This window comes from Ideonella aquatica, from assembly GCF_018069755.1.
Taxonomy (GTDB): domain Bacteria; phylum Pseudomonadota; class Gammaproteobacteria; order Burkholderiales; family Burkholderiaceae_C; genus Ideonella; species Ideonella aquatica.
The window spans coordinates 35,560-61,943 of record NZ_JAGQDE010000007.1; the positions used below are offsets into that span (position 1 = coordinate 35,560).

22 protein-coding genes, 4 tRNA genes and 4 rRNA genes are annotated in these 26,384 nt (G+C 64.8%); 23 read left to right on the forward strand and 7 right to left on the reverse strand.

The annotated features are described in order from the left end of the window. Nucleotides 1–12 precede the first annotated feature (12 nt). A complete protein-coding gene (locus KAK06_RS09745; protein ID WP_210801767.1) occupies nt 13–996 on the forward strand; it encodes a PhoH family protein in 984 nt (327 codons plus the stop codon). Beyond that, nucleotides 996–1,508: an rRNA maturation RNase YbeY gene (gene ybeY / locus KAK06_RS09750; RefSeq protein ID WP_210801773.1), complete on the forward strand. Its 513-nt coding sequence runs from the start codon at nt 996–998 to the stop codon at nt 1,506–1,508. The genes KAK06_RS09745 and ybeY overlap by 1 nt, the downstream gene beginning before the upstream one ends. Here the strand turns inward: ybeY and KAK06_RS09755 are convergent. Genes KAK06_RS09755 through hemB form a run of 3 tightly spaced genes read right to left on the reverse strand, consistent with a single transcriptional unit; the run spans nt 1,438 to nt 4,594 of the window. Beyond that, a complete protein-coding gene (locus tag KAK06_RS09755; protein ID WP_210801775.1) occupies nt 1,438–2,445 on the reverse strand; it encodes a hypothetical protein in 1,008 nt (335 codons plus the stop codon). The two genes, ybeY and KAK06_RS09755, sit on opposite strands and share 71 nt — an antisense overlap. Nucleotides 2,446–2,492: 47 nt before the next feature. Continuing rightward, nucleotides 2,493–3,593 (reverse strand): magnesium transporter CorA family protein, encoded by a 1,101-nt coding sequence (locus KAK06_RS09760; RefSeq protein WP_210801776.1) that lies wholly within the window; start codon nt 3,591–3,593, stop codon nt 2,493–2,495. Next, nucleotides 3,593–4,594, reverse strand: a complete 1,002-nt coding sequence (hemB, locus tag KAK06_RS09765) for a porphobilinogen synthase (protein ID WP_210801778.1) — start codon at nt 4,592–4,594, stop codon at nt 3,593–3,595. The genes KAK06_RS09760 and hemB overlap by 1 nt, the downstream gene beginning before the upstream one ends. A 239-nt stretch (nt 4,595–4,833) precedes the next feature. On the opposite strand from hemB, the gene KAK06_RS09770 reads away from it, so the two are divergent. The 7 genes from KAK06_RS09770 to KAK06_RS09800 all read left to right on the forward strand — a co-directional run bounded on the left by KAK06_RS09770 (nt 4,834) and on the right by KAK06_RS09800 (nt 9,794). Beyond that, a complete protein-coding gene (locus KAK06_RS09770; RefSeq protein WP_210801780.1) occupies nt 4,834–5,265 on the forward strand; it encodes a CopD family protein in 432 nt (143 codons plus the stop codon). Between the two features lie 16 nt (nt 5,266–5,281). Next, nucleotides 5,282–6,394, forward strand: coding sequence for a VanZ family protein (locus tag KAK06_RS09775; protein WP_210801781.1), 1,113 nt, complete (start codon nt 5,282–5,284; stop codon nt 6,392–6,394). 25 nt (nt 6,395–6,419) lie between these two features. Next, complete coding sequence (locus tag KAK06_RS09780; protein WP_210801783.1) at nt 6,420–6,746, forward strand: (2Fe-2S) ferredoxin domain-containing protein; 327 nt, start codon at nt 6,420–6,422, stop codon at nt 6,744–6,746. Next, complete coding sequence (locus tag KAK06_RS09785; RefSeq protein ID WP_210801784.1) at nt 6,746–7,360, forward strand: alpha/beta hydrolase; 615 nt, start codon at nt 6,746–6,748, stop codon at nt 7,358–7,360. The genes KAK06_RS09780 and KAK06_RS09785 overlap by 1 nt, the downstream gene beginning before the upstream one ends. Nucleotides 7,361–7,425: 65 nt before the next feature. Further along, the gene (locus KAK06_RS09790) at nt 7,426–8,583 is read left to right on the forward strand and encodes a D-alanyl-D-alanine carboxypeptidase family protein (protein WP_210801786.1); all 1,158 of its coding nucleotides are present in this window, start codon (nt 7,426–7,428) and stop codon (nt 8,581–8,583) included. A 30-nt stretch (nt 8,584–8,613) separates the two neighbouring features. Further along, nucleotides 8,614–9,507: a D-amino acid aminotransferase gene (locus tag KAK06_RS09795; protein ID WP_210801788.1), complete on the forward strand. Its 894-nt coding sequence runs from the start codon at nt 8,614–8,616 to the stop codon at nt 9,505–9,507. A gap of 11 nt (nt 9,508–9,518) precedes the next feature. Then, a complete protein-coding gene (locus tag KAK06_RS09800; protein ID WP_210801789.1) occupies nt 9,519–9,794 on the forward strand; it encodes a DUF493 family protein in 276 nt (91 codons plus the stop codon). Here the strand turns inward: KAK06_RS09800 and KAK06_RS09805 are convergent. Next, entirely contained in the window at nt 9,778–10,437 is a 660-nt protein-coding gene (locus KAK06_RS09805) for a tetratricopeptide repeat protein (protein WP_210801791.1), read from the reverse strand. The two genes, KAK06_RS09800 and KAK06_RS09805, sit on opposite strands and share 17 nt — an antisense overlap. A gap of 71 nt (nt 10,438–10,508) precedes the next feature. Between KAK06_RS09805 and lipB the strand changes: the two genes are divergently transcribed. Both lipB and lipA read left to right on the forward strand, forming a co-directional pair. Beyond that, nucleotides 10,509–11,213, forward strand: a complete 705-nt coding sequence (gene lipB, locus KAK06_RS09810; RefSeq protein WP_375140884.1) for a lipoyl(octanoyl) transferase LipB — start codon at nt 10,509–10,511, stop codon at nt 11,211–11,213. Between the two features lie 34 nt (nt 11,214–11,247). Continuing rightward, complete coding sequence (gene lipA / locus KAK06_RS09815) at nt 11,248–12,234, forward strand: lipoyl synthase (RefSeq protein ID WP_210801792.1); 987 nt, start codon at nt 11,248–11,250, stop codon at nt 12,232–12,234. Here lipA and KAK06_RS09820 read toward each other — a convergent pair whose 3' ends face one another. After that, on the reverse strand, nt 12,235–12,744 hold the full coding sequence (locus KAK06_RS09820; RefSeq protein ID WP_247652767.1) for a peroxiredoxin family protein: 510 nt from the start codon (nt 12,742–12,744) through the stop codon (nt 12,235–12,237). 13 nt (nt 12,745–12,757) lie between these two features. Between KAK06_RS09820 and KAK06_RS09825 the strand changes: the two genes are divergently transcribed. Continuing rightward, nucleotides 12,758–13,438, forward strand: a complete 681-nt coding sequence (locus KAK06_RS09825; RefSeq protein WP_210801795.1) for a DUF4197 domain-containing protein — start codon at nt 12,758–12,760, stop codon at nt 13,436–13,438. A gap of 33 nt (nt 13,439–13,471) precedes the next feature. Here the strand turns inward: KAK06_RS09825 and KAK06_RS09830 are convergent, their stop codons facing one another. Continuing rightward, nucleotides 13,472–14,626 carry a hypothetical protein gene (locus tag KAK06_RS09830; RefSeq protein ID WP_210801796.1) on the reverse strand — a complete coding sequence of 385 codons (1,155 nt, stop codon included), beginning with the start codon at nt 14,624–14,626 and terminating at the stop codon, nt 13,472–13,474. A gap of 216 nt (nt 14,627–14,842) precedes the next feature. On the opposite strand from KAK06_RS09830, the gene KAK06_RS09835 reads away from it, so the two are divergent. Both KAK06_RS09835 and KAK06_RS09840 read left to right on the forward strand, forming a co-directional pair. Then, the gene (locus tag KAK06_RS09835) at nt 14,843–15,289 is read left to right on the forward strand and encodes a PTS sugar transporter subunit IIA (protein WP_210801797.1); all 447 of its coding nucleotides are present in this window, start codon (nt 14,843–14,845) and stop codon (nt 15,287–15,289) included. Next, nucleotides 15,258–15,527, forward strand: coding sequence for an HPr family phosphocarrier protein (locus KAK06_RS09840; RefSeq protein ID WP_210801799.1), 270 nt, complete (start codon nt 15,258–15,260; stop codon nt 15,525–15,527). Before KAK06_RS09835 ends, KAK06_RS09840 begins: the two co-directional genes overlap by 32 nt. A gap of 16 nt (nt 15,528–15,543) precedes the next feature. On the opposite strand, the gene KAK06_RS09845 is transcribed toward KAK06_RS09840, so the two are convergent. Continuing rightward, nucleotides 15,544–16,386, reverse strand: coding sequence for a GNAT family N-acetyltransferase (locus KAK06_RS09845; RefSeq protein WP_210801801.1), 843 nt, complete (start codon nt 16,384–16,386; stop codon nt 15,544–15,546). Nucleotides 16,387–16,516: 130 nt separating this feature from the next. Here KAK06_RS09845 and ptsP point away from each other — a divergent pair, with 130 nt between their 5' ends. The 9 genes from ptsP to KAK06_RS09890 all read left to right on the forward strand — a co-directional run bounded on the left by ptsP (nt 16,517) and on the right by KAK06_RS09890 (nt 26,120). Continuing rightward, nucleotides 16,517–18,286, forward strand: coding sequence for a phosphoenolpyruvate--protein phosphotransferase (ptsP, locus tag KAK06_RS09850; protein ID WP_210801803.1), 1,770 nt, complete (start codon nt 16,517–16,519; stop codon nt 18,284–18,286). Between the two features lie 405 nt (nt 18,287–18,691). Beyond that, nucleotides 18,692–20,220: ribosomal RNA gene (locus KAK06_RS09855) — 16S ribosomal RNA — on the forward strand. Between the two features lie 160 nt (nt 20,221–20,380). Then, a tRNA-Ile gene (locus KAK06_RS09860) sits at nt 20,381–20,457 on the forward strand. Between the two features lie 21 nt (nt 20,458–20,478). Continuing rightward, nucleotides 20,479–20,554 (forward strand) — tRNA-Ala (locus KAK06_RS09865). Between the two features lie 308 nt (nt 20,555–20,862). Continuing rightward, nucleotides 20,863–23,736: ribosomal RNA gene (locus tag KAK06_RS09870) — 23S ribosomal RNA — on the forward strand. 160 nt (nt 23,737–23,896) lie between these two features. Further along, a 5S ribosomal RNA gene (rrf, locus tag KAK06_RS09875) occupies nt 23,897–24,009 on the forward strand. A gap of 248 nt (nt 24,010–24,257) precedes the next feature. After that, nucleotides 24,258–25,786: ribosomal RNA gene (locus KAK06_RS09880) — 16S ribosomal RNA — on the forward strand. The 16S, 23S and 5S rRNA genes sit together here with 4 tRNA genes alongside, the layout of an rRNA operon. Nucleotides 25,787–25,946: 160 nt before the next feature. Continuing rightward, nucleotides 25,947–26,023: transfer RNA gene (locus tag KAK06_RS09885), tRNA-Ile, on the forward strand. A gap of 21 nt (nt 26,024–26,044) precedes the next feature. Further along, nucleotides 26,045–26,120: transfer RNA gene (locus KAK06_RS09890), tRNA-Ala, on the forward strand. Nucleotides 26,121–26,384 lie beyond the last annotated feature (264 nt).

The following is a 26,384-nucleotide window of genomic DNA, read 5'->3' on the forward strand; positions in this document are numbered from 1 at the left end:
CAATCCTGGGCGATGACGCTGCGCCACACCTTCACCCCGCTCGACAACGTCCGCCTGGGCCACCTGTGCGGACCGCTGGATGAGCACCTGCGGGCGATCGAGGCGGTGCTGCCGGTGACCATCCAGCGCCGCCAGGGGGCGTTTCGCATCGAGGGCAGCGCGCGCGAGGCCGAGCGCGTGCTGGAGTTGCTGCAAAGCCTGTACGAGCGCGCCCGCAAGGCCATCCCCGCCGACCTGCTGCAGCTGGCGCTGGACGACTTGCGCCGCGGCAGCCGCGCCCGCCTGGCCGGCAGCGACGCCGAGGGCGATATCGTGCTGCACACGCGCCGTGCCGACCTCACCGGTCGCACGCCCAACCAAGTGCAGTACCTGCGCCAGATCCTGGGCCACGACATCACCTTCGGCATCGGCCCGGCCGGCACCGGCAAGACCTTCCTGGCCGTGGCCTGCGCGGTCGATGCGCTGGAGCGCAGCGCGGTGCAGCGCATCGTGCTGACCCGCCCGGCGGTGGAGGCCGGCGAGCGCCTGGGCTTTTTGCCGGGCGACCTGGCGCAGAAAGTCGACCCGTACCTGCGCCCGCTGTATGACGCGCTCTACGACCTGATGGGTTTTGACCGCGTGACCAAGGCCTTCGAGAAAGGCACGCTGGAGATTGCGCCGCTGGCCTTCATGCGCGGGCGCACGCTCAACCACAGCTTCGTCATCCTGGATGAGGCGCAGAACACCACGCCCGAGCAGATGAAGATGTTCCTGACCCGCATCGGCTTCGGCGCCAAGGCGGTGATCACCGGCGACGTCAGCCAGATCGATTTGCCGCGCGGCACGACCAGTGGCCTGGTCGACGCCGAGCAGGTGCTGCGCAAGGTGCAGGGCATCGCCACCACCCGCTTCACCTCGGCCGACGTGGTGCGCCACCCGCTGGTGGCGCGCATCGTCGACGCCTACGATGCCCAGCAGCGCCGCCGCGCGCGCGCGGCCAACGCCCCGGAGTCCTGATGGCCCTGCACCCTTTGAGCCTGTCGCTGCAGTTCGCCGACCCGCGCCACCGCGCCCAACTGCCACGCCACACCGTGCTGCGCTGCATCCGCCACGCGCTGGAGGCGCCCGGCGAGATCACCGTGCGTATCGTCGATGAAGACGAGGGCCGGGCGCTGAACCGCGACTACCGCGGCAAGGACTACGCCACCAACGTGCTGACCTTCGACTACGCCCACGAGCCGGTGGTGCAGGCCGACCTGGTGCTGTGCGCGCCGGTGGTCGAGGCCGAGGCCAAGGCCCAGCGCATCCCGCTGGCCGAGCACTACGCCCACCTGCTGGTGCACGGCACGCTGCACGCCCAGGGCTACGACCATGAGGGCGACGAAGTCGAGGCCGAGGCGATGGAAGCGCGCGAGACCGAGCTGATGCTGGGGTTGGGCCTGCGCGATCCGTACCGCCTCAGGGCAGCGGCGTCAGCAGATAGCAGCGACCGTCTGTCCCCTTCGCCGAAATCTGCCCGGCGTCGTTGATGCTCCAGGCCTGCTGCAGCGTGACGCCGCTCGGCAAAGTGACCAGACTGTCCAGCGCCTTCCAGGTGCCGTCGACCTTGGCCACGTAGGCATGCATGCCATCCGTCCAGTCGATGGTGTAGAAGCCCACCACCTTGCCCTGGGCGTTGATGGACTGGGCCAGTGAGTAGACGCCCGGCAGGCCCAGTGCGCGCAGGTTGGCGCCGCCCGGGTCGGTGACGAAGGCCTGGGTACGCGACTCGCCGGCGTTCGACGCGAAGCCCACCACCACCCGCGAGCGGTTCATGCCCAGGGCAAATGTGTTGTTGCCGCCCAGCGTGCCCAGCAGCGTCAGGCCGCTGGCATCGGGCCCGGTGATGGCCGCGCGCATCGCCGTCCCCTGGTCGACCGTGACCGCCATCGTGCCGTCGGACAGCACCGCGGTGGGTGTCAGACCGGCGTCCAGCTGGCGCGGCGTCAGTCGACCACCGCGGGTGATGAAGGCATGGTAGAGACGGTCGCTTGGATCCTGCGCGCCGCCCACCACCCGGCCCTTGGGGCTGACGGCCGAGGCGTAGCCCGAAGCGGCCGCCTGGCCGATCGGCGTGGGCTTGGTGGCTCCGTCCTCGACCAGGATCGCCTGCTGGAAGGCGTCTCCCGCCACCGAAGCCTGGCCCACAGCCTGGCCACGATCATTGAGGCCGCTGACATAGCTGTGGCTGCCGCCCAGCGTGCCGATCAGCCGTGCGCCGACACCGCCAGGGCCGGTGACGAAGCCGCGCTGCACACCGAGGCTGTCGAGCCGGGCGTGGCCGGCGACCTGACCCTGGGCATTGACCGCCCCTGGGCTGCAGGCGGACATGCCTGGTGGCGTGATATCGAGCGCGCTGTAGCCGGCGGCGGCCATGGCGTGCAGCGGCAGCGCCAGCAGGGCGCCCACCCAGGAAAGCGGTCTCATGTGCATCGTCTCCCTGTCTGCGAAAGAAAGCAGGCTCTGTGAGGCCCTTATCCGCGGCTGCTGCCCAGCAGCCGACGCTGCCAGAAGAACACGCCCAGCACCAGCGCGATCACGCCCATCATACCGGCGGCGATCCACACGCCGGTCTGGGTATGGATCAGCGGCAGGCCGTCGAAATTCATGCCGAAGAAGCCGGTGATCAGGTTCATCGGCAGGAACAGCGCGGTGATCACGGTCAGCGTACGCATGATGTCGTTGGTGCGCTGGCCGACCAGGGCGAAGTGCATCTGCAGGCCGGCCTCGGCGGATTGCTCCAGCCGTCGCACATGGGTGAGCACCCGCTCGATGTGCTCCAGCACATCGCGCGAGCGCACCCGCAGCAGGTCGCGCTCGCGGCGGGTGGTGGCGTCGGTGGCAGCGGGCCATTCGTCGAGCGCGTCGATCCATTCCTGCACGGCGCTGCGCTGGTCCTCGCAGATGTCTTCGAGCATGTGCAACGCATCGCGCGAGCGCACGATCAGCGACCAGTCCACGCTGCGCTGGCGCCGCGCCAGCAGCTCGGTCTGCAGGGTGGCGAAATGCCGCGTCAGCAGGCGGCGCAGGTCCAGGTAGTTGTCGACCACGTGGTTGACCATGCGCAGCATCAGCTCGGCCGGGCTGGTGGGCAGCCGGGCGCCGCCGCGCAGATCGCTTTCCTGCGCATGCTGGGCCAGGCGCGAGGCGAAGTGCTCGCGCACCTGGCAGTCGGTGGGGTGCACGCTCAGCAGCACGCGGTCGAAGATGGCGAAGCCGACCGGGTTGGTGTCGATCGCATCCAGCGCCTGGTAGGACGAGGCCAGTGTGCCGTGCTCGGCGCCCAGGAACAGGCTCTGGCTGCCACTGCCGGCGGCCAGCCGGCGCACCACCATCAGGTCGTACCAGGAGGTGTCGCCGAACTGCGAGGGCAGCTGGGTGTTGAGCAGGTCGCTGACATGCAGATCCACCAGCGGCGCGCCCACCCAGCGCTGCAGCGCGCCCTGGAGCTCCGCCAGGTGGACCTCGAACTGGCGGCGGCCGGTACCGATCCACAGAAAGCCCTCGGCGGGCAGCGTCTGCGGCAGCGCCGGCAGCTCCTGCAGGCGGTCGGCGGCGATGTGGAAGATGCGCATCAGCCCTGCTTGAGCAGGCGCGCGGCGTCCAGGGCGAAATAGCTCAGCACGCCGTCGGCACCGGCGCGCTTGAAGGCCAGCAGCGCTTCCATCATGACCTTGTCGTGGTCCAGCCAGCCGTTCTGCGCGGCAGCCTTGATCATCGCGTACTCGCCACTCACCTGGTAGGCAAAGGTGGGCATGCGGAACTCGTCCTTCACGCGGCGCACGATGTCCAGGTAGGGCAGGCCGGGCTTGACCATCACCATGTCGGCGCCCTCGGCGATGTCCAGCGCCACCTCGCGCAGCGCCTCGTTGCTGTTGGCCGGGTCCATCTGGTAGGTCTTCTTGTCGCTCTTGCCCAGGTTGGCGGCCGAGCCCACGGCGTCGCGGAAGGGGCCGTAGAAGGCGCTGGCGTACTTGGCGCTGTACGCCATGATGCGGGTGTGGATGCGGCCGCGGGCCTCCAGCGCGTCGCGGATGGCGCCGATGCGGCCGTCCATCATGTCGCTGGGCGCGACGATGTCCACGCCGGCCTCGGCCTGCACCAGGGCCTGCTCGCACAGCACGGCCACGGTCTCGTCGTTGAGGATGTAGCCGGTGTCATCCAGCAGGCCGTCCTGGCCGTGGCTGGTGAAGGGGTCCAGCGCCACGTCGGTCAGCACGCCCAGCTCGGGAAAGCGCGACTTCAGCGCCCGCACCGCACGCGGCACCAGGCCTTCGGGGTTGGTGGCCTCGCGGCCGTTCGGGTCCTTCAGGGCCGGGTCGATCACCGGGAACAAGGCCATCACTGGCACGCCCAGCTGCAGGCACTGCTCGGCCTGGGCGAACAGGCGGTCGACACTCAGGCGCTGCACGCCGGGCATGCTGGCCACGTCCTGCACCTGGTTATCGCCATCGAGAACGAAGACCGGCAGGATCAGGTCGGCCGGGGTTAGCAGGTGCTCACGCACCATGGCACGGCTGAAGGCATCACGGCGCAGGCGGCGCGGACGGGCGGCCGGAAAACTGGGCAGGCTCATGGGACGGCAGCAAGTGCGCGGGGATGCCGAAGATGCAACAGCCCGCGGAGGTTCGTGGAGCCCCTATGGTACAGACGCGACGCGTGGTGTTAAAGTTCGCTTTGAGCGTGGCTCGCGAGGGTCATGCTCCCTGCTTTTCCTCCCTGAGCAGGTGCCTTCACGTGATGACAGCGTCAAGGCTTTCAAGCCCCGGCCCACGGCCGGGGCTCTTTCTTATGTGCCGCCCGATAATGCGCCGCATGAGCTACCTCTGGGTCAAGGCCTTTCACATCGTCTTCGTGGCCAGCTGGTTCGCCGGACTGTTCTACCTGCCGCGGATCTTCGTCAACCTGGCCATGGTGCCGCACGACAGCCACGCCGAGCGCGAGCGGCTGCTGCTGATGGCGCGCAAGCTGCAGCGCTTCATGATGGTCCTGATGATTCCGGCGATCGTGCTGGGCACGGTGCTGTGGCTGGGCTATGGCATCGGCCGCGGCCCGGGCAGCGGCTGGATGCACCTGAAGCTGCTGCTGGTGGTGGGTGTGCTGGGCTACCAGGAAATGTGCCGCCGCCTGCTGAAGGACTTTGAATCTCTGGCCAATCGCCGCAGCGACCGCTGGTACCGCGTGTTCAACGAGGTGACGGTGCTGCTGTTCATCGCCATCGTCGTGCTGGTGGTGGTCAAGCCCTGACCCGCAGGATTCCGGCGTGGCCCGACATTCCGGTGGCAACTCCGCTGCGGCGCTGGCTCTGGCTTTCGCCGGACTGATCGTCTACGCCAGCCTCTATCCCTTCAGCGGCTGGCAATGGCCGCAGGGTGCCGGGCTGGTGGATCTGCTGGCCTTGCCGTGGCCGCGCTGGCACCCGGTGTTCGATATCTGGGCCAATCTGCTGGGCTATGCGCCGCTGGGCGCGCTGCTGGTGGTGGCCCAGCGCCCCCGGGGCCGCTCGCCGCTGGCGGCGGTGTGGCGCGCTGCGCTGGTGTGTGCCGCGCTGTCGTACGCCATGGAGACGGCGCAGCACCTGATTCCGGGGCGCTACCCGTCCTTGCTGGACCTGGGGCTCAACAGCGCGGGCGGCTTGGTGGGCGCGCTGCTGGCGGTGCTGGTGATGGCCACGGGTTGGCCGGGCCACTGGCAGAGCTGGCGTCAGCGCTGGTTCATCGGCGGCGATGCACCGCTGGGCCTGCTGCTGGCCTGGCCGCTGGGGCTGCTGTTCCCGGCGCCGTTCCCGATGGGACTGGGCCTGGGCTGGGAGCGCATCCAGGATGGGCTGGTGGGCCTCTTGATCGACGTCGACTGGGCGCAGGAGGCGCTGGAGTGGATCAGTGATGTGCCGGCGCCGATCGAGCGGCCAGTGGCGGTGGTCTCGGGCCTGGGCATGGTGCTGGGCCTGCTGGCGCCCTGCCTGATCGCCTGTGCCGTCACCGGTCCGGGCTGGCGCCGCCTGGTGCTGTGCACCGGGGCCGTGGCGCTGGGCCTGGCCACGACCACGCTGTCGGCGGCGCTGAATTTCGGCCCCGCGCATGCGCTGGGCTGGCTGGGTCCCGAGGTGTTCCCGGCGATGGTGGCGGTGGGCGTGCTGTTGCTGCTGCTGGCGCCGCTGGGCGCACGCCTGGCCGCTGGCCTGGGCGTGGTGGTGCTGGTCGGCCTGGTGGTACTGGTCGCCCAGGTGCCGGCCGACCCCTACTTTGCCGACAGCCTGCAGGCCTGGGAGCAGGGACGCTTCATCCGCTTCCACGGCCTGGCGCAGTGGATCGGCTGGTTCTGGCCCTACCTGGCGCTGGGTTGGCTGCTGCACCGCCTGGCCGCCCAGGACTGAGCAGGCCACTGCCTACAATCCCGCCATGAGCTATTACAAGCACCATGTGTTCTTTTGCCTGAACCAGCGCGAGCCGGGGCAGGACTGCTGCGCCAACCACGGCGCGCAGGCGGCCTTTGACCACTGCAAGCAGGCGGTCAAGGCGGCCGGCCTGGCCGGGCCGGGCGGGGTGCGGGTGAACAAGGCGGGTTGCCTGGACCGCTGTGCCGGTGGCCCGGTGGCGGTGGTCTACCCCGAGGCGGTCTGGTACACCTTCGTCGACAGCGCCGACATCGACGAGATCGTCGAGTCGCACCTGAAAAACGGCCGCCCGGTCGAGCGCCTGCAACTGCCGCCCACGGTGGGCCGCTGATGAATGCCCACACCCGCCGGCTGCTGATGGCCGGCCCGGCCGGCGCGATCGCGCTGGCGATCGACGACCCGGCGGCGGCGCCGCGTGGCGTGGCGGTGATCTGCCACCCGCACCCGCAGCATGGCGGCACGATGGACAACAAGGTGGCGCAGACGCTGGCGCGCGCCTTCGTGCAACTGGGCTACCGCGCGGTTCGCTTCAATTTCCGCGGCGTGGGCAGCTCTGAAGGCGCCTGGGACGACGGCCGCGGCGAGATCGACGACGCGCTGGCCGTGATCGCCCAGCAGCGCGAGGCGGCGCTGCCGCTGGCGCTGGCCGGTTTCTCGTTCGGCGCCTATGTGGCCTCGCAGGCCGCCGCGCGCCTGGCCGACAGCCAGCCGGTCGAGCGCCTGGTGCTGGTGGGCCCGGCCACACAAAATTTCCAGGTGGCACCGGTGGCGCCGGGAACCCTGGTGATCCACGGCGAGTCCGACGAGGTGGTGCCGCTGGCGGCCACCCTCGACTGGGCACGGCCCCAGTCGATGCCGGTGGTGGTGGTGCCGGGCGTCGGCCACTTCTTTCACGGCCAGCTCGCGCTGCTCAAGACCATCGTCACCGACGCCTGGCACCGCTAAGCGGTGCCGTTTCCGCTCCTTTGACGCGGCCGGCTGGTCGCGCTCCCCGCTCCCGTCTGATCCCCATGAAACGCTTGCTGTCCCTGATCCTGTTGACCCTGCTCGTGGCCACCCCCACGGCGCGCGCCCAAGGCCCGCAGCCGCCCGAGGTGGCGGCGCGCGGCTACCTGCTGCTCGACATGACGGCGCGCCAGGTGCTGGCCGAGCGCAACGCCGACGCGCCGGCCGAGCCCGCCTCGCTGACCAAGCTGATGACCGCCTATGTGGTGTTCCAGGCGCTGAAGGACCGCAAGATCGCGCTGGAGCAGCGCCTGCCGGTCAGCGAGCGTGCCTGGGCCGAGCGCAAGGGCGGCGGCTCGCTGATGTTCATCGACCCCAAGATGACGCCCACCGTGGACGAACTGCTCAAGGGCATGATCGTGCAGTCGGGCAACGACGCGGCGGTGGCGCTGGCCGAAGGCGTCTCCGGCACGGTGGAGAACTTCGTCGCCCAGATGAACCGCCAGGCCGAGGCCTGGGGCCTGAAGAACACTGCGTTCAAGAACGTCACCGGCCTGACCGAGGCCGGCCACCGCAGCACCGCGCGTGAACTGGCCGAGATCGCCCAGCATGTGATCCGCGACTTCCCCGAGCGGCACGCGGCCTACTATGCGATGAAGGACTACAGCTTCAACAACATCCGCCAGCCCAACCGCAACCTGCTGCTGGCGCGCGACCCGTCGGTGGACGGCATGAAGACCGGCTTCACCGAGGCCGCCGGCTACTGCCTGATCGCCACCGCCCAGCGCGACTTCCCCGGCGGCAAGCGGCGCCTGCTGTCGGTGGTGATGGGGGCCGATTCGATGCAGGCACGCGCCAATGAGAGCCAGAAGCTGCTCAACTGGGGCTACACCGCCTTTGATGCGGTGCGCCTGTTTGAGGCCGGCAAGCCGGTGCAGACGGTGCCGGTCTGGAAGGGCACCCGCAACACCGCCGACCTGGGCGTGGACGGCGCGCTGGTGGTGGCCGTGCCCAAGGGCGAGGCCGAGCACCTGCGCACCGCGGTCGAGCGCATCGACCCGCTGGTGGCCCCGCTGGCCAAGGGCCAGCGCGTGGCCACGCTCAAGGTCAGCACGGTGGGCGGCACGCCGGTGGCGGCGGTGCCGCTGCTGGTGCAGGATGACGTGCCGCAGGCCGGCTTGCTGGGCCGCGCCTGGGATGCGCTGCGGCTGTGGATCAAGTAACCTGACGGACCGGCCCGAGAGGAGTACCCCATGACCGCGCCCCTGCCCGACCTTCTGTGCGACCTGGACGGCACGCTGCAGCCGCTGGCCGAGGCCAAGGTGTCGGTGATGGACCGCGGCTTCCTGTTCGGCGACGGCGTCTATGAGGCGATGCCGGTCTATGGCCGGCGGATCTTCCGCTTCGACCAGCACATGGCGCGCCTGGCGCGCAACCTGGACAAGCTGCGCATCCCCGCGCCGCTGGACCGCGACGGCTGGCTGGCGCGCATCCGCCGCCTGATCGACGCCCATGCCGCCGAGGACCAGATCGTCTACCTGCAGGTCACGCGCGGCGTGGCCATGCGCGAGCACGTGATGCTGCCCGGCCTGACGCCCACGGTCTTCCTCTTCAGCCAGCCGATGCGCCCGGTCCCGGCCGAGCAGCGCCACCACGGCGTGGCCTGCGTCACCGCGCGCGACCTGCGCTGGGCGCGTGGCGACATCAAGAGCATTTCCCTGCTGGGCAATGTGATGGCGCGCCAGGTCTCGGCCGACGCCGGCGCCGCCGAGACCCTGCTGTTGCGCGACGGCGAACCCGGCGGCCCCTGGCTGACCGAAGGCGCGTCCAGCAACGCCTGGATCGTGCACGAGGGCGCGCTGCTGGGCCCGCCGATGGACGGCCATGTGCTGGAGGGCATCCGCGTGGCGCTGCTGCGCGAGCTGTGCGAGGAGGAGGGCATCGCCTTCAACCTGCGCCCGCTCAGCGAGGCCGACCTGCGCGCCGCCGACGAGGTGCTGCTGAGCTCCACCGGCAAGGAGGTGCTGGCCGTGACCCGCATCGACGGCGAGCCAGTGGGCCACGGCGCGCTGCGCGGCAAGCCCGGTCCGGTCTATGCGCGCCTGTTTGAGGCCTACCAGCGCGCCAAGTGCGAGCAATCGATCTGAAGGAGGCCTGTGTGGCCGACATCCCGCCCGAGCCATCGCTGATCGAGTACCCCAGCGCCTTTCCGATCAAGGTGATGGGCGCCCATGTCGAGGGCTTCGTCGAGGCCGTCACCGTGGTGGCGAAAAGCTTCGACCCCGGCTTCGACCCCGCCACCATCGAGCACCGCCCCAGCAAGGGCGGCAACTACCTGGGCCTGACGATCACCGTGACCGCCACCAGCCGCGAGCAGCTCGACGAGCTCTACCGCACGCTGAGCACGCACCCGATGGTCAAGGTGGTGCTGTAGCCGCTGACGCCGCAGCGTCGATCGCCTTGAGCTTCCAGGGTGCGGCCTCGTCGCCCTGGCGGGCAGCGGCCTCGTACCAGTAGCGCGCCAGCCGCGGGTCCTGCTCCACGCCGTCGCCCTTCTCGTACATCGTGGCCAGGATGTACTGCGCGCCCATATCGCCGGCGGCGGCGGCGCGGCGGTACCAGCGGGCCGCCTCGGCCGCATCCACCGGTGTGCCGCGGCCCATCCAGTGCGCGGTGCCGGCGGCGACCTGGGCGTCCACGCTGCCGGCCTCGCCGGCGGCCTCCCAGGCCTGCAGCGCCTTGGGCAGGTCGCGCGCGCCCAGGCGACCGGATTCATAGAGCTCGCCCAGCGCGGCCATCGAGGTGACGAAGCCCTTGCCGGCGGCGGCCAGCAGCCAGCGCTCGGCCTCGCGGGGGCTGGCGGGACGGGCCTCGCCGCGCAGGTGCATCACCGCCAGGTCGTGCATCGCGGCGGGCACGCCGGCGCGCGCCAGCGCGGTGAAGCGGGCCTGGGCAGCCGCCCAGTCGCCCTGGGCGTAGACCTTCAGGGCTTGCTGCAGCGCGGTCTCGCCGGGCCGGGCCAGCACGGGCGGCGCGGCCAACAGGCACAGAGTGACGGCAAGGATCAGCGGGCGCATGGCGCGACCATAGCGCGAAAGCGATGACCCGGCGCGCGGCGCGGCCGGCGGGCGTCGGGGACAATCGGGCCATGTCCAGCGACGCCGCCTTGCCCCTGTCCGCGATGCCCCCGATGCAGTACCGCGACTGGGGCCTGGTGCCCTACGCGCAGACCTTCGACGCGATGCGCGCCTTCACCGAGGCGCGCCAGCCCGACACGCCGGATGAGCTGTGGCTGGTCGAGCACCCGCCCGTCTTCACCCAAGGCGTGGCCGGCAAGCCCGAGCACCTGCTGATGCCCGGCGACATTCCGGTGGTGCAGACCAACCGCGGCGGCCAGGTGACCTACCACGGCCCTGGTCAGGTGGTGATCTACCCGCTGGTCGATCTGAAACGCCTGGGCATCTACGTCAAGGAATACGTCTTCCGCCTGGAGGCCGCGGTGATCCAGACGCTGGAGGCGCTGGGCGTGGTGGGTTTTCGGGTGGGCGGCGCGCCGGGCATTTATGTGCGCCTGGCCGACCCGTTCAGCGCCGGTGCACTGCCTGGCCCCAGCCAGGATCCGTTCGCCGGCCTGGGCAAGATCGCTGCGCTGGGCATCAAGGTGGCCGGGCACTGCACCTACCACGGCGTGTCGCTGAACGTGGCGATGGACCTGCAGCCCTTCGAGCGCATCAACCCCTGCGGTTACGCGGGCTTGCGCACGGTCGACCTCGCTACACTGGGCGTGCGCGCCGAGCCGCGCGATGTCGCCGCCCTGCTGGCCGAGCGCCTTGCGGCCCACCTGAGCCGCTGATCCTTTCTTCCTCCTCACGCGCCTGCCGTTTGCCATGGCCACCGACAAGACCACCCACGAAGCCAAGACCGGCGCCGACTACGACGCCACCGCCAAGCAGAAGGCCCAGGCCAAGACCGCGCGCATTCCGATCAAGGTGGTGCAGGCCGAGGTGCTGAAGAAGCCCGACTGGATCCGCGTCAAGGCCGGCTCGCCGACCACCCGCTTCTACGAGATCAAGCAGATCCTGCGCGAGCACAAGCTGCACACGGTCTGTGAAGAGGCCTCCTGCCCCAACATCGGCGAGTGCTTCGGCCACGGCACGGCCACGTTCATGATCATGGGTGACAAGTGCACCCGCCGCTGCCCCTTCTGCGATGTGGGCCATGGCCGCCCCGATCCGCTGGACGCGGACGAGCCGCTGAACCTGGCCAAGACCATTGCCGCTCTGAAGCTGAAGTACGTGGTGATCACCAGCGTCGACCGCGACGACCTGCGCGACGGCGGCGCCGGCCACTACGTGGAGTGCATCCGCCAGGTGCGCGAGCAGTCGCCGGCCACCCGCATCGAGGTGCTGGTGCCCGATTTCCGTGGCCGCGATGAGCGCGCGCTGGAGATCCTGAAGGCCGCGCCGCCCGATGTGATGAACCACAACCTGGAGACGGTGCCGCGCCTGTACAAGCAGGCCCGCCCCGGCAGCGACTACGCCTTCAGCCTGAACCTGCTGAAAAAGTTCAAGGCCCTGTTCCCGCACATCCCCACCAAGAGCGGCCTGATGGTCGGTCTGGGCGAGACCGACGAGGAAATCCTCGAGGTGATGCGCGACATGCGCGCCCATGACATCGACATGCTGACGATCGGCCAGTACCTGGCGCCCTCGGGGCACCACCTGCCGGTGACGCGCTATGTGCACCCGGATACCTTCAAGATGTTCGAGGCCGAAGCCAAGGCGATGGGCTTCAGCCACGCCGCCGTGGGCGCGCTGGTGCGCTCGAGCTACCACGCCGACCAGCAGGCGGCGCAGGCCGGCGTGGGGGCCTGATCAGGCCTTCAGCAGCTCGCCGATCAGGCGCTGGAAGTCGGCGAAATCGGGCTCACCCACGTACTTCTTGACCACCGCGCCCGACTTGTCGACCAGGAAGCTGGTGGGGGTCAGGCGCACATCGCCAAAGGCCTTGGCGATCGCGCCGTCGTGGTCATGGGTCACGCCAAAGGGCAGCTGGCGGCTGCTGGCGAAGTTGGCCACGAACTCGGGGTTGTCGTAGTTCATTGCCACGGCCAGCATGTCGTAGCCCTGGTCCTTGAACCTGGTGAAGGTCTCGGCCATCTGCGGCATCTCCTTGACGCAGGTGGTGCAGCTGGTGGCCCAGAAGTTGACCAGCATGACCTTGCCCTGGCGCGCCTGGGCGAACTGCTGGGTGCGGCCACCCAGCAACGTGAACGCGAAGTCCGGCGCCGTTTCACGGCCAGCGCAGGCGGCCAGCGCCCACGGGGCGACCGCAGCGGTTGCCAGCCAGCGGGCGGACAGCGCAAGATGGTGGCGTCGATTCATGGAGGACCTCGCAATGCAGCGACGAGAGTTTACGGCGGCCGCGGCAGCCATCCTGGGCCTGGGCGTGGCGCCCCTGGCCCGCGCCGGGTTGCTCAGCCAGGCCGATGCCTCGATGGGCGTGAAGACTGCGCTGGAGCGCGGTGCGCTGGCGGCCGTGGGCTTGCTGGGCCAGGACGGCGGCTTCATGAAGAACCCCAAGGTCCACATCCCGCTGCCCGGCATGCTGGCAGACGCCGCCAAGATCGCCAAGTTCACCGGCCAGCAGGCCAAGGTGGATGCGCTGGTGGCAGCGATGAACCGCGCCGCCGAGCTGGCCGTGCCCGAGGCCAAGGAGATGCTGGTGGCGGCCGCGCGTGGCATCACTGTGCAGGACGCCGTGAAGATCGTCCGGGGCGGTGATACGTCGGTGACCGATTACTTCGCAGGCAAGACGCGCCAGCCCTTGACCACCAAGTTCCTGCCGATTGTGACCAAGGCCACCGAGCAGGTGTCTTTGGCCGACAAGTACAACGCGGTGGCCGGCAAGGCCTCGGGCCTGGGCCTGGTCAAGAAGGAAGACGCCAACCTGCAGAGTTATGTCACGCGCAAGGCGCTGGACGGCCTGTACCTGATCATTGGCGAGGAAGAGCGCAAGATCCGTCAGGACCCGGTGGGCACGGGCAGCGACATCCTGCGCAAGGTCTTCGGCGGCTGACACCGCCCGCCCGGGTCGCTGCCGCGCGCTGCCTCAGGCGGTGCGCGAGAGCTCGAACAGCAGCGCCGACGGCAGCGATTCCAGCACCGCGTTGCGACCGACGCTGGCGCGGCGCTGCTCGTTGTCGCTGCTGAGCTGGAAGCCGTCGCCTTCTTCGGCGATTTCGATGAAGACGAAGTTGGGCACCTCGCCCAGGATGCCTTCGCACAGCCGCTGGAAGCGGTCGCCGGCCAGGGCCGATTCGTAGACGATGGCGTGCGGCAGCGCGTCGCGCACGAACTCCTCGGCCTCGTCCACCGAGTTGACGAAGTCCACCAGCAGGCCCATGTGGCGCGTGGCTTCGCGCACATCGTTGCGCAGGTCGCGGCGCGAGGCCACCACCAGCACATGGCTGCCCGCCAGCGGCTTGGAGTTGTCGGAGGCGGCAAAGCCGGGGTCGATCTCCACCGCGCTGACGCCGTCGAGCTGTTCGCTGACGGTGCGCGGGAAATCGATGGTCAGCACGCAGTCGCGCGGGCCGTCGACGCGGTCGACACCCAGCTGCAGCGTGCGGGCGATCTGCTGCACCAGGCGCCAGCTCATGGTGTCGAGCGAGGCGACGTGGTCGGTGCTGGCCACCACCTCTTCGGGCAGGGCCTGGTCGGTGATGTGGTCGAAGCGGCAGACCAGCAGCGCATGCGCCGGCCACGACTTCAGCTCGACGCGCAACTCCAGCGTGCTGCGGCTGAGCTCAAGCGCCCAGTCCATCACCGCCTGGGCCAGGGCGTGCAGCAGCGTGGCGTCGGCGATCACGTCCACCGGCCGCAGCGACTGGCGGATCTGCAGGTTGCGCGCCGAAGCCTCGCGACCGCGCTGGACCAGGATCTCGCGCATCAGCGTGGTCAGGCTGAGCTGTTCAGGCACCTGGCGAATGCGACCCGACGCGTAGCGTGCCATCTGCTGGCCGATCATGCCGGCGCGGCGGGCGCGGTCGATCTCGTCGCGCAGCGCCTTCAGGCCGGCGCGGTCGATCTTGCCGGTGGTGGCCAGGGCGGTCACCCGCTCCAGGGCGCTGGTCAGGGACTGGCCGATGTCGCTGCCAATCTGGCTGATCAGTTCGCGCCAGTAAGGATCGTCGGATGGCCGGGCGGCTTCCTTGGGCGGTCGGTCGGCGGACATGGGGTAGGGCAGTCGATCAGGGGCGTTCATGGGCCGCTCCGGACAGGGGGCGTTGTCCAGCCTGCGGGCAGGCCGGATGGTGACACAAATTGGGTGGGGAGAGCCGGCGGCCGGCCGTGCGGGATACCCGCAGCGGCCAGGGGCTCTGTAGCTGGCCATGGTCTCCCGCGCGCGGTCTGCCGTCCATCCCTGCCCTTGGGGGCTCGGCCGCCCCCTAGAATGGCTCACCCACCGGTCACCCTGCCCATGCCTCAGCTGCTGCTTCTGGCCCATGCCCCGCTTGCCTCGGCCTTGCGCTCGGTGGCTGCGCACATCTTTGCCGAGCACCTGGACCAACTGACGGCGCTGGACGTTCCGGCCGGCTGGTCGGACACCGAGGTCGAGGCGGCGCTGCGCCCGCTGCTGCCGCCGGGCCAGGTGACGCTGATCCTCACCGATGTCTTCGGCGCCACACCCTGCAACACCGCGGCCCGCCTGGCCGACGGCGTCACGCAGCGCGTGGTGGCCGGCGTCAACGTGCCGATGCTCTGGCGCGCCATGGCCTACCGCAACGAGGCGCTGGACACGCTGGTGTCGCGCGCCCTGTCTGGTGGCGGCCAGGGCGTGATGCCGGTGTCCTCGCACCGGCCCCAGACCCAGTCACAAGACCTCTCACCCGCCTATGCAGCAAGTCACGCTCACCATCAGCAATAAGCTCGGCCTGCATGCGCGGGCCTCGGCCAAGCTCACCAAGCTGGCGGGCGGTTTCCAGTGCGACGTCTTCATGACCCGCAACGGCCGCCGCGTGAACGCCAAGAGCATCATGGGCGTCATGATGCTGGCGGCGGGCCAGGGGTCCGAGGTGGAGCTGGAGACCAGCGGCCCCGACGAACAGCAGGCGCTGGACGCGATCCAGGCCCTGGTCAACGACAAGTTCGGCGAGGGCAGCTGAGCGCTGAGCGCGGGGGTCAGGCGCCCAGGAAGTGACGGCGGTAGCGCTCGGGCAGGTCGGCCAGGCGCAGCATCACCGGCAGGTCGGCGGTGTTGAAGTCGGGATCCCAGGCCGGCGCACCCAGGATGCGCGCGCCGCAACGCAGGTAGCCTTTGAGCAAGGCCGGGGGTTCGGCCTCCAGCGTGGTGTCCAACTGCTCCACGGGCAGGGGCAGGCGCGGGCTCAGGCGGAACGCGGGCTCGGCCAGGTGGCTCGCCTGCAGGCGCGTCCAGAGGCTGGCGGCGTGGTGTCCGCCATCGTTCATCGTGACGCTGGCGCAGCCGATCATTGCCTCCAGGTGATTGCGCGCCATGAAGGCGGCCAGCTCGGCCCACAGCGCCATGATCACGGCGCCGGTGCGGTGCTCGGGGTGGACGCAGGCGCGGCCCAGCTCCACCATGCGCGGGCGCCAGGCCGCCAACGGGGCCAGGTCGAACTCGCTGTCGCTGTACAGGCCGCCGGCCCGCTGTGCTGCGGCGGGTGTGAGCACCCGGTAGGTGCCGATCACCTCGGACGGCCGTCCCGCCTGGCCGGGCAGACGCACCAGCAGGTGTTCGCAATGCGCGTCGAAGCGGTCGATGTCGTGGTTGGCGCCCAGCAGGGGTGTCGGCGGCAGGCTGGCGCCCATCTCGTCGACGAAGACGCGCCAGCGCAGGCGCTGCGCTGCGCGGACCTCGTCCTGATGGCGAGCCCAGACCACCTCCAGCACCGGGGCTGCTTCGGCGCGGCGCACCGGCGGCGGCGCGACCTGCGGACGGCGGCGCAGCGGTGACTCCAGCAATTGCATCAGCGGCTGCGTGGGCGAGGGCAGTTCCTTCATCGGCTTCTCCGTGGTTGCCCGGCATCGTGTCGGCCGCGGGTGTCGCGGTGTTGACGGTCTCTTGACGAAGCGGTGACAGGTGGTGAAACCCGGGCTGTGCGCGGCACCGGCGCTGCTACAGTCCTGCGGCATGAGCATCCAGATCTTCGGCCTGCCCGTGTCGCGCGGTGTGGCCATCGGCAGGGCGGTGCTGGTGGCGTCGAGCCGGGTCGACGTGGCGCACTACTTCATTGACGCTTCGCAGGTCGAGGCTGAAGTCGCCCGCCTGCGCCGTGCCCGTGACGAGGTGGCTGCCGAGTTGATCGCGCTCAAGCAGGAGGTGCCCGAGGAGGCCCATGCCGAACTGGTGGCGTTGCTCGACGTGCACCTGATGCTGTTGCACGACGAGATGCTGACCGACGCCACCAAGCAATGGATTTCCGAGCGCCACTACAACGCCGAGTGGGCGATGTCGGCGCAGCTGGAGGTGCTGGCTCGGCAGTTCGACGAGATGGAGGACGACTACCTGCGCGAGCGCAAGGCCGACCTGGAGCAGGTGGTCGAGCGCATGCTCAAGGCCATGTCGCGCTCGGCCCGCGAGGACGACGACGCCCCGGCGGGCAGCCTGGGCACGCGCGATTTCGGCGGCGAGGATCCGCTGGTGCTGGTGGCCAACGACATCGCGCCGGCCGACATGATCCAGTTCAAGCGCAGCGTCTTCACCGGCTTTGTCACCGATGTCGGCGGACGCACCTCGCACACCGCCATCGTGGCGCGCAGCATGGACATTCCCGCGGTGGTGGGCACGCGCGAGGGCAGCCGCCTGGTGCGCCAGGACGACTGGGTCATCATCGACGGCGACGAGGGTGTGCTGATCGTCGACCCATCGCCCATCGTGCTGGAGGAATACCGCTTCCGCCAGCGCCAGGGCGAGCTGGAGCGCGCCCGGCTGGACCGGCTGCGCCACAAGCCCTCGGTCACGCTGGACGGGGTGAACATCGAGTTGCTCGCCAACATCGAGCTGCCGGCCGATGCGCCCGCCGCGATCGCCGCTGGCGCGGTGGGCGTGGGCCTGTTTCGCAGCGAATTCCTGTTCATGAACCGTGGCGGCCACCTGCCTGACGAGGAAGAACAGTACCGCGCCTACCGCGCCGTGGTGGAGGCGATGAATGGCCTGCCGGTGACGATCCGCACGATCGACATCGGCGCCGACAAGCCACTCGATCGGATGTCGGCCCACTCGACCGAGCACCAGACCAACCCGGCCCTGGGCCTGCGGGCGATCCGCTGGAGCCTGGCCGAGCCCGAGATGTTCGGCGCCCAGCTGCGCGCCATCCTGCGCGCCAGTGCGCACGGCAAGGTGCGACTGCTGATCCCCATGGTTGCGCACCCCCAGGAGGCGCAGCGCGTGCGCGAAGCGCTGGCGATCGCCTGCCAGCAGCTCGATGCCCAGGGTCAGCCCTACTCTCAGGTGGAGCTGGGCGCGATGATCGAGGTGCCGGCTGCTGCGCTGATCCTGCCGTCACTGCTGCGCCACTTCGACTTCGTCTCGATCGGCACCAACGACCTGATCCAGTACACCCTGGCCATCGACCGTGCGGACGAGGCGGTGTCACACCTCTTCGACCCGTGGCACCCGGCTGTGCTGCAGTTGATCGCCAGCACCATTGCGCAAGCCCGCGCGCACGGCAAGGCGGTGTCGGTCTGCGGCGAGATGGCGGGTGACCCTGCCTTCACCGAGCTGCTGCTCGCCATGGGGCTGACCAGCTTCTCAATGCACCCCGCCCAGATCGCCTCGATCAAGCAGCGCATCCTGCGGGCGGACGTCCGCTCCTTGCAGACCCGTCTGCCCCAGGTGCTGGAGCACGAAGCGCCGCAAGAGGCCTGTGCGCAGTGGCTGGTGATGTCCACCGCCCGCTGAAGCGCCCGTCACCGAACGCGAAATTTTCCGGTCGTGCACAACAAGGCTTGCGCAGCCCGAAAAAGCTGTGCTACAGTCGAGGGCTTCGCTGCACAGCACTTAACGAGTTGCGCAGCGGACGGCGAGGCCCAAGCTAGCGATGCAAACCAACCGGTGAGCAACAACAGCAGGCAGTCGGGAAGAAAGACCAAGCACTTGACAAGGTTATTTCTTCATGACAGAATCTCGCTTCTTTGCTGATCACTGATCTGCAAACGCCGCAAGGCAAAGCTCTTTAACAGTTAACAGCCGATAAGCGTGGGTGTTTGAAGGCGAGTGCCAAGAGTCGAAAGGCTCGAGGTTGAAAGACCTTTAAACGCTCATGGAAGTGAAGTTCACTTCAATTCTTTGAGCGAATTCAAGATCGAACTATAGAGTTTGATCCTGGCTCAGATTGAACGCTGGCGGCATGCCTTACACATGCAAGTCGAACGGTAACGCGGGGCAACCTGGCGACGAGTGGCGAACGGGTGAGTAATGCATCGGAACGTGCCCAGTAGTGGGGGATAGCCCGGCGAAAGCCGGATTAATACCGCATACGACCTACGGGTGAAAGGGGGGGATCGCAAGACCTCTCGCTATTGGAGCGGCCGATGTCAGATTAGGTAGTTGGTGGGGTAAAGGCCTACCAAGCCGACGATCTGTAGCTGGTCTGAGAGGACGACCAGCCACACTGGGACTGAGACACGGCCCAGACTCCTACGGGAGGCAGCAGTGGGGAATTTTGGACAATGGACGCAAGTCTGATCCAGCCATGCCGCGTGCGGGAAGAAGGCCTTCGGGTTGTAAACCGCTTTTGTCAGGGAAGAAATCTTCTGGGTTAATACCTCGGGAGGATGACGGTACCTGAAGAATAAGCACCGGCTAACTACGTGCCAGCAGCCGCGGTAATACGTAGGGTGCAAGCGTTAATCGGAATTACTGGGCGTAAAGCGTGCGCAGGCGGTTTTGTAAGACAGAGGTGAAATCCCCGGGCTCAACCTGGGAACTGCCTTTGTGACTGCAAGGCTTGAGTGCGGCAGAGGGGGATGGAATTCCGCGTGTAGCAGTGAAATGCGTAGATATGCGGAGGAACACCGATGGCGAAGGCAATCCCCTGGGCCTGCACTGACGCTCATGCACGAAAGCGTGGGGAGCAAACAGGATTAGATACCCTGGTAGTCCACGCCCTAAACGATGTCAACTGGTTGTTGGGAAGGTTCCTTCTCAGTAACGTAGCTAACGCGTGAAGTTGACCGCCTGGGGAGTACGGCCGCAAGGTTGAAACTCAAAGGAATTGACGGGGACCCGCACAAGCGGTGGATGATGTGGTTTAATTCGATGCAACGCGAAAAACCTTACCTACCCTTGACATGGCAGGAATCCTGAAGAGATTTGGGAGTGCTCGAAAGAGAACCTGCACACAGGTGCTGCATGGCCGTCGTCAGCTCGTGTCGTGAGATGTTGGGTTAAGTCCCGCAACGAGCGCAACCCTTGTCATTAGTTGCTACGAAAGGGCACTCTAATGAGACTGCCGGTGACAAACCGGAGGAAGGTGGGGATGACGTCAGGTCCTCATGGCCCTTATGGGTAGGGCTACACACGTCATACAATGGCCGGTACAGAGGGCTGCCAACCCGCGAGGGGGAGCCAATCCCAGAAAACCGGTCGTAGTCCGGATCGCAGTCTGCAACTCGACTGCGTGAAGTCGGAATCGCTAGTAATCGCGGATCAGCATGTCGCGGTGAATACGTTCCCGGGTCTTGTACACACCGCCCGTCACACCATGGGAGCGGGTTCTGCCAGAAGTAGTTAGCCTAACCGCAAGGAGGGCGATTACCACGGCAGGGTTCGTGACTGGGGTGAAGTCGTAACAAGGTAGCCGTATCGGAAGGTGCGGCTGGATCACCTCCTTTCTGGAAAATGCACTCAAATTCTTGCACCCACACTTATCGGCTGTGAAACACAACAGTGAGTGAGCGTGAGCCTGGTGAGCGTTGAGATGGCCTTGGTAGGGTATGTCTAGCAAGCCGGGAGCAACGCTGAGCGCCAGGCTTGTGCACTTTAGGGATGCGTGGGTCTGTAGCTCAGTCGGTTAGAGCACCGTCTTGATAAGGCGGGGGTCGTTGGTTCGAATCCAACCAGACCCACCAACGATGCCTGATGAGGGTGTTGGGGGATTAGCTCAGCTGGGAGAGCACCTGCTTTGCAAGCAGGGGGTCGTCGGTTCGATCCCGTCATCCTCCACCAACGTCACTCGCGCTGTTCGATGCAAACCAAAAGCTCTGTTGGGGTTTTTGGTTTGCTGTCGAAAGATGGCTGTTGTTCTTTAACAATTCAAAGAGTCGAATCAGCGTTGTCGACGGAAAGCTTGATTGGGGGTAAAGGCCTGATCAGCACCGTGCCGTCGGCAACATATGATTGCGTCACCAGACTTCAGCTCGAGAATCGAGTTGTAGAACGGCATAACGCGAATACTCACATATCAGCTCATCTAGCGTTGATGAGCTGATCCGGTCCTTGTGCCCGACGTCTTATCAGCGACGTCAAAGTTATAGGGTCAAGTGACTAAGTGCATGTGGTGGATGCCTTGGCGATTACAGGCGACGAAGGACGTGATAGCCTGCGATAAGCTTCGGGGAGCTGGCAAATAAGCTTTGATCCGGAGATTTCCGAATGGGGAAACCCACCCTTAGGGGTATCGCATGATGAATACATAGTCATGCGAGGCGAACCGGGTGAACTGAAACATCTCAGTAGCTCGAGGAATAGACATCAACCGAGATTCCGAAAGTAGTGGCGAGCGAAATCGGAACAGCCTGTGCTCTTTAGCATTACTCTTATCAGAACGGTCTGGAAAGTCCGGCCACAGCGGGTGATAGCCCCGTATGGAAAAAGAGTTTTGTGGAACTAGGTGCACGACAAGTAGGGCGGGACACGTGAAATCCTGTCTGAATATGGGGGGACCATCCTCCAAGGCTAAATACTCGTAATCGACCGATAGTGAACTAGTACCGTGAGGGAAAGGCGAAAAGAACCCCGGGAGGGGAGTGAAATAGATCCTGAAACCGCATGCATACAAAAAGTCGGAGCCCTTAGGGGTGACGGCGTACCTTTTGTATAATGGGTCAGCGACTTACATTCAGTGGCGAGGTTAACCGAATAGGGTAGCCGAAGAGAAATCGAGTCCGAATAGGGCGTCTAGTCGCTGGGTGTAGACCCGAAACCAGGTGATCTATCCATGGCCAGGATGAAGGTGCGGTAACACGCACTGGAGGTCCGAACCGACTAGTGTTGCAAAACTAGCGGATGAGCTGTGGATAGGGGTGAAAGGCTAAACAAACCTGGAGATAGCTGGTTCTCTCCGAAAACTATTTAGGTAGTGCCTCAAGTATTACCATCGGGGGTAGAGCACTGTTTAGGCTAGGGGGTCATGGCGACTTACCAAACCTATGCAAACTCCGAATACCGATGAGTACAGCTTGGGAGACAGTGCACCGGGTGCTAACGTCCGGACACAAGAGGGAAACAACCCAGACCGCCAGCTAAGGTCCCCAAAATTGGCTAAGTGGGAAACGAAGTGGGAAGGCTAAAACAGTCAGGATGTTGGCTTAGAAGCAGCCACCATTTAAAGAAAGCGTAATAGCTCACTGATCGAGTCGTCCTGCGCGGAAGATGTAACGGGGCTAAGCCAGTTACCGAAGCTGCGGGTGCATCGCAAGATGCGCGGTAGGAGAGCGTTCTGTAAGCCTGCGAAGGTGGATCGTGAGGTCTGCTGGAGGTATCAGAAGTGCGAATGCTGACATGAGTAGCGTTAAAGGGGGTGAAAAGCCCCCTCGCCGTAAGCGCAAGGTTTCCTACGCAACGTTCATCGGCGTAGGGTGAGTCGGCCCCTAAGGCGAGGCAGAGATGCGTAGCTGATGGGAAACAGGTCAATATTCCTGTACCGATCTATAGTGCGATGTGGGGACGGAGAAGGTTAGCTCAGCCGGGTGTTGGATGTCCCGGTTCAAGCATGTAGTCGTGGCCCTTAGGCAAATCCGGGGGTCTTAGATGAGGTGTGATAACGAGTCTGCTTGCAGACGAAGTGAGTGATACCCTGCTTCCAGGAAAAGCCACTAAGCTTCAGCTATAGACGACCGTACCGCAAACCGACACTGGTGCGCGAGATGAGTATTCTAAGGCGCTTGAGAGAACTCTGGAGAAGGAACTCGGCAAATTGACACCGTAACTTCGGAAGAAGGTGTGCCTTTAGTAGGTGAAGTTGTACAAACGGAGCCCAATGAGGCCGCAGAGAATCGGTGGCTGCGACTGTTTATTAAAAACACAGCACTCTGCAAAGACGAAAGTCGACGTATAGGGTGTGACGCCTGCCCGGTGCTGGAAGATTAAATGATGGGGTGCAAGCTCTTGATTGAAGTCCCAGTAAACGGCGGCCGTAACTATAACGGTCCTAAGGTAGCGAAATTCCTTGTCGGGTAAGTTCCGACCTGCACGAATGGCGTAACGATGGCCACACTGTCTCCTCCAGAGACTCAGCGAAGTTGAAATGTTTGTGATGATGCAATCTCCCCGCGGAAAGACGGAAAGACCCCATGAACCTTTACTGTAGCTTTACATTGGACTTTGAACAGATCTGTGTAGGATAGGTGGGAGGCTTTGAAACCTGGTCGCTAGATCAGGTGGAGCCAACGTTGAAATACCACCCTGGTGTGTTTGAGGTTCTAACCTTGACCCGTTATCCGGGTTGGGGACAGTGTATGGTGGGCAGTTTGACTGGGGCGGTCTCCTCCTAAAGCGTAACGGAGGAGTTCGAAGGTACGCTAGGCACGGTCGGAAATCGTGCTGATAGTGCATTGGCATAAGCGTGCTTGACTGCGAGACTGACAAGTCGAGCAGGTACGAAAGTAGGACAAAGTGATCCGGTGGTTCTGTATGGAAGGGCCATCGCTCAACGGATAAAAGGTACTCTGGGGATAACAGGCTGATACCGCCCAAGAGTTCATATCGACGGCGGTGTTTGGCACCTCGATGTCGGCTCATCTCATCCTGGGGCTGTAGCCGGTCCCAAGGGTATGGCTGTTCGCCATTTAAAGAGGTACGTGAGCTGGGTTTAAAACGTCGTGAGACAGTTTGGTCCCTATCTTCCGTGGGCGCTGCAAGATTGAGAGAGCCTGCTCCTAGTACGAGAGGACCGGAGTGGACGCACCGCTGGTGTATCGGTTGTCATGCCAATGGCATTGCCGAGTAGCTAAGTGCGGAAGAGATAACCGCTGAAAGCATCTAAGCGGGAAACTCGTCTCAAGATGAGTCTTGCCGGGGCCTTGAGCCCCCTGAAGAGTCGTTCGAGACCAGGACGTTGATAGGCTGGGTGTGGAAGCGCAGTAATGCGTTAAGCTAACCAGTACTAATTGCTCGTGAGGCTTGACCCTATAACTTTGATGTACACTGCCAAACGCAGTCATCAAAGGATCGGTTGAGTATTTAAGTTATACCGTTCAAGTCGGTAGACGCAATCATCTGATTCATGACTCTTTGAATTGGCTTGGCCGCACCACTCTTCCCAGAGCGCGCGCCAGGCAACAAGTTAAGCCTGATGACCATAGCGAGTTGGTCCCACCCCTTCCCATCCCGAACAGGACCGTGAAACGACTCAGCGCCGATGATAGTGCGGATCCCCGTGTGAAAGTAGGACATCGTCAGGCTAATATCCGAGGAAAACGCCCGGGATTACCCGGGCGTTTTTATCTCTGAAAGATGAGTTCTGTGCTATGATCTCATCTTTCAGCGATAAGCTGGATTGATCGAAAGATCACTGCTCTTTAACAGTTAACAGCCGATAAGCGTGGGTGTTTGAAGGCGAGTGCCAAGAGTCGAAAGGCTCGAGGTTGAAAGACCTTTAAACGCTCATGGAAGTGAAGTTCACTTCAATTCTTTGAGCGAATTCAAGATCGAACTATAGAGTTTGATCCTGGCTCAGATTGAACGCTGGCGGCATGCCTTACACATGCAAGTCGAACGGTAACGCGGGGCAACCTGGCGACGAGTGGCGAACGGGTGAGTAATGCATCGGAACGTGCCCAGTAGTGGGGGATAGCCCGGCGAAAGCCGGATTAATACCGCATACGACCTACGGGTGAAAGGGGGGGATCGCAAGACCTCTCGCTATTGGAGCGGCCGATGTCAGATTAGGTAGTTGGTGGGGTAAAGGCCTACCAAGCCGACGATCTGTAGCTGGTCTGAGAGGACGACCAGCCACACTGGGACTGAGACACGGCCCAGACTCCTACGGGAGGCAGCAGTGGGGAATTTTGGACAATGGACGCAAGTCTGATCCAGCCATGCCGCGTGCGGGAAGAAGGCCTTCGGGTTGTAAACCGCTTTTGTCAGGGAAGAAATCTTCTGGGTTAATACCTCGGGAGGATGACGGTACCTGAAGAATAAGCACCGGCTAACTACGTGCCAGCAGCCGCGGTAATACGTAGGGTGCAAGCGTTAATCGGAATTACTGGGCGTAAAGCGTGCGCAGGCGGTTTTGTAAGACAGAGGTGAAATCCCCGGGCTCAACCTGGGAACTGCCTTTGTGACTGCAAGGCTTGAGTGCGGCAGAGGGGGATGGAATTCCGCGTGTAGCAGTGAAATGCGTAGATATGCGGAGGAACACCGATGGCGAAGGCAATCCCCTGGGCCTGCACTGACGCTCATGCACGAAAGCGTGGGGAGCAAACAGGATTAGATACCCTGGTAGTCCACGCCCTAAACGATGTCAACTGGTTGTTGGGAAGGTTCCTTCTCAGTAACGTAGCTAACGCGTGAAGTTGACCGCCTGGGGAGTACGGCCGCAAGGTTGAAACTCAAAGGAATTGACGGGGACCCGCACAAGCGGTGGATGATGTGGTTTAATTCGATGCAACGCGAAAAACCTTACCTACCCTTGACATGGCAGGAATCCTGAAGAGATTTGGGAGTGCTCGAAAGAGAACCTGCACACAGGTGCTGCATGGCCGTCGTCAGCTCGTGTCGTGAGATGTTGGGTTAAGTCCCGCAACGAGCGCAACCCTTGTCATTAGTTGCTACGAAAGGGCACTCTAATGAGACTGCCGGTGACAAACCGGAGGAAGGTGGGGATGACGTCAGGTCCTCATGGCCCTTATGGGTAGGGCTACACACGTCATACAATGGCCGGTACAGAGGGCTGCCAACCCGCGAGGGGGAGCCAATCCCAGAAAACCGGTCGTAGTCCGGATCGCAGTCTGCAACTCGACTGCGTGAAGTCGGAATCGCTAGTAATCGCGGATCAGCATGTCGCGGTGAATACGTTCCCGGGTCTTGTACACACCGCCCGTCACACCATGGGAGCGGGTTCTGCCAGAAGTAGTTAGCCTAACCGCAAGGAGGGCGATTACCACGGCAGGGTTCGTGACTGGGGTGAAGTCGTAACAAGGTAGCCGTATCGGAAGGTGCGGCTGGATCACCTCCTTTCTGGAAAATGCACTCAAATTCTTGCACCCACACTTATCGGCTGTGAAACACAACAGTGAGTGAGCGTGAGCCTGGTGAGCGTTGAGATGGCCTTGGTAGGGTATGTCTAGCAAGCCGGGAGCAACGCTGAGCGCCAGGCTTGTGCACTTTAGGGATGCGTGGGTCTGTAGCTCAGTCGGTTAGAGCACCGTCTTGATAAGGCGGGGGTCGTTGGTTCGAATCCAACCAGACCCACCAACGATGCCTGATGAGGGTGTTGGGGGATTAGCTCAGCTGGGAGAGCACCTGCTTTGCAAGCAGGGGGTCGTCGGTTCGATCCCGTCATCCTCCACCAACGTCACTCGCGCTGTTCGATGCAAACCAAAAGCTCTGTTGGGGTTTTTGGTTTGCTGTCGAAAGATGGCTGTTGTTCTTTAACAATTCAAAGAGTCGAATCAGCGTTGTCGACGGAAAGCTTGATTGGGGGTAAAGGCCTGATCAGCACCGTGCCGTCGGCAACATATGATTGCGTCACCAGACTTCAGCTCGAGAATCGAGTTGTAGAACGGCATAACGCGAATACTCACATATCAGCTCATCTAGCGTTGATGAGCTGATC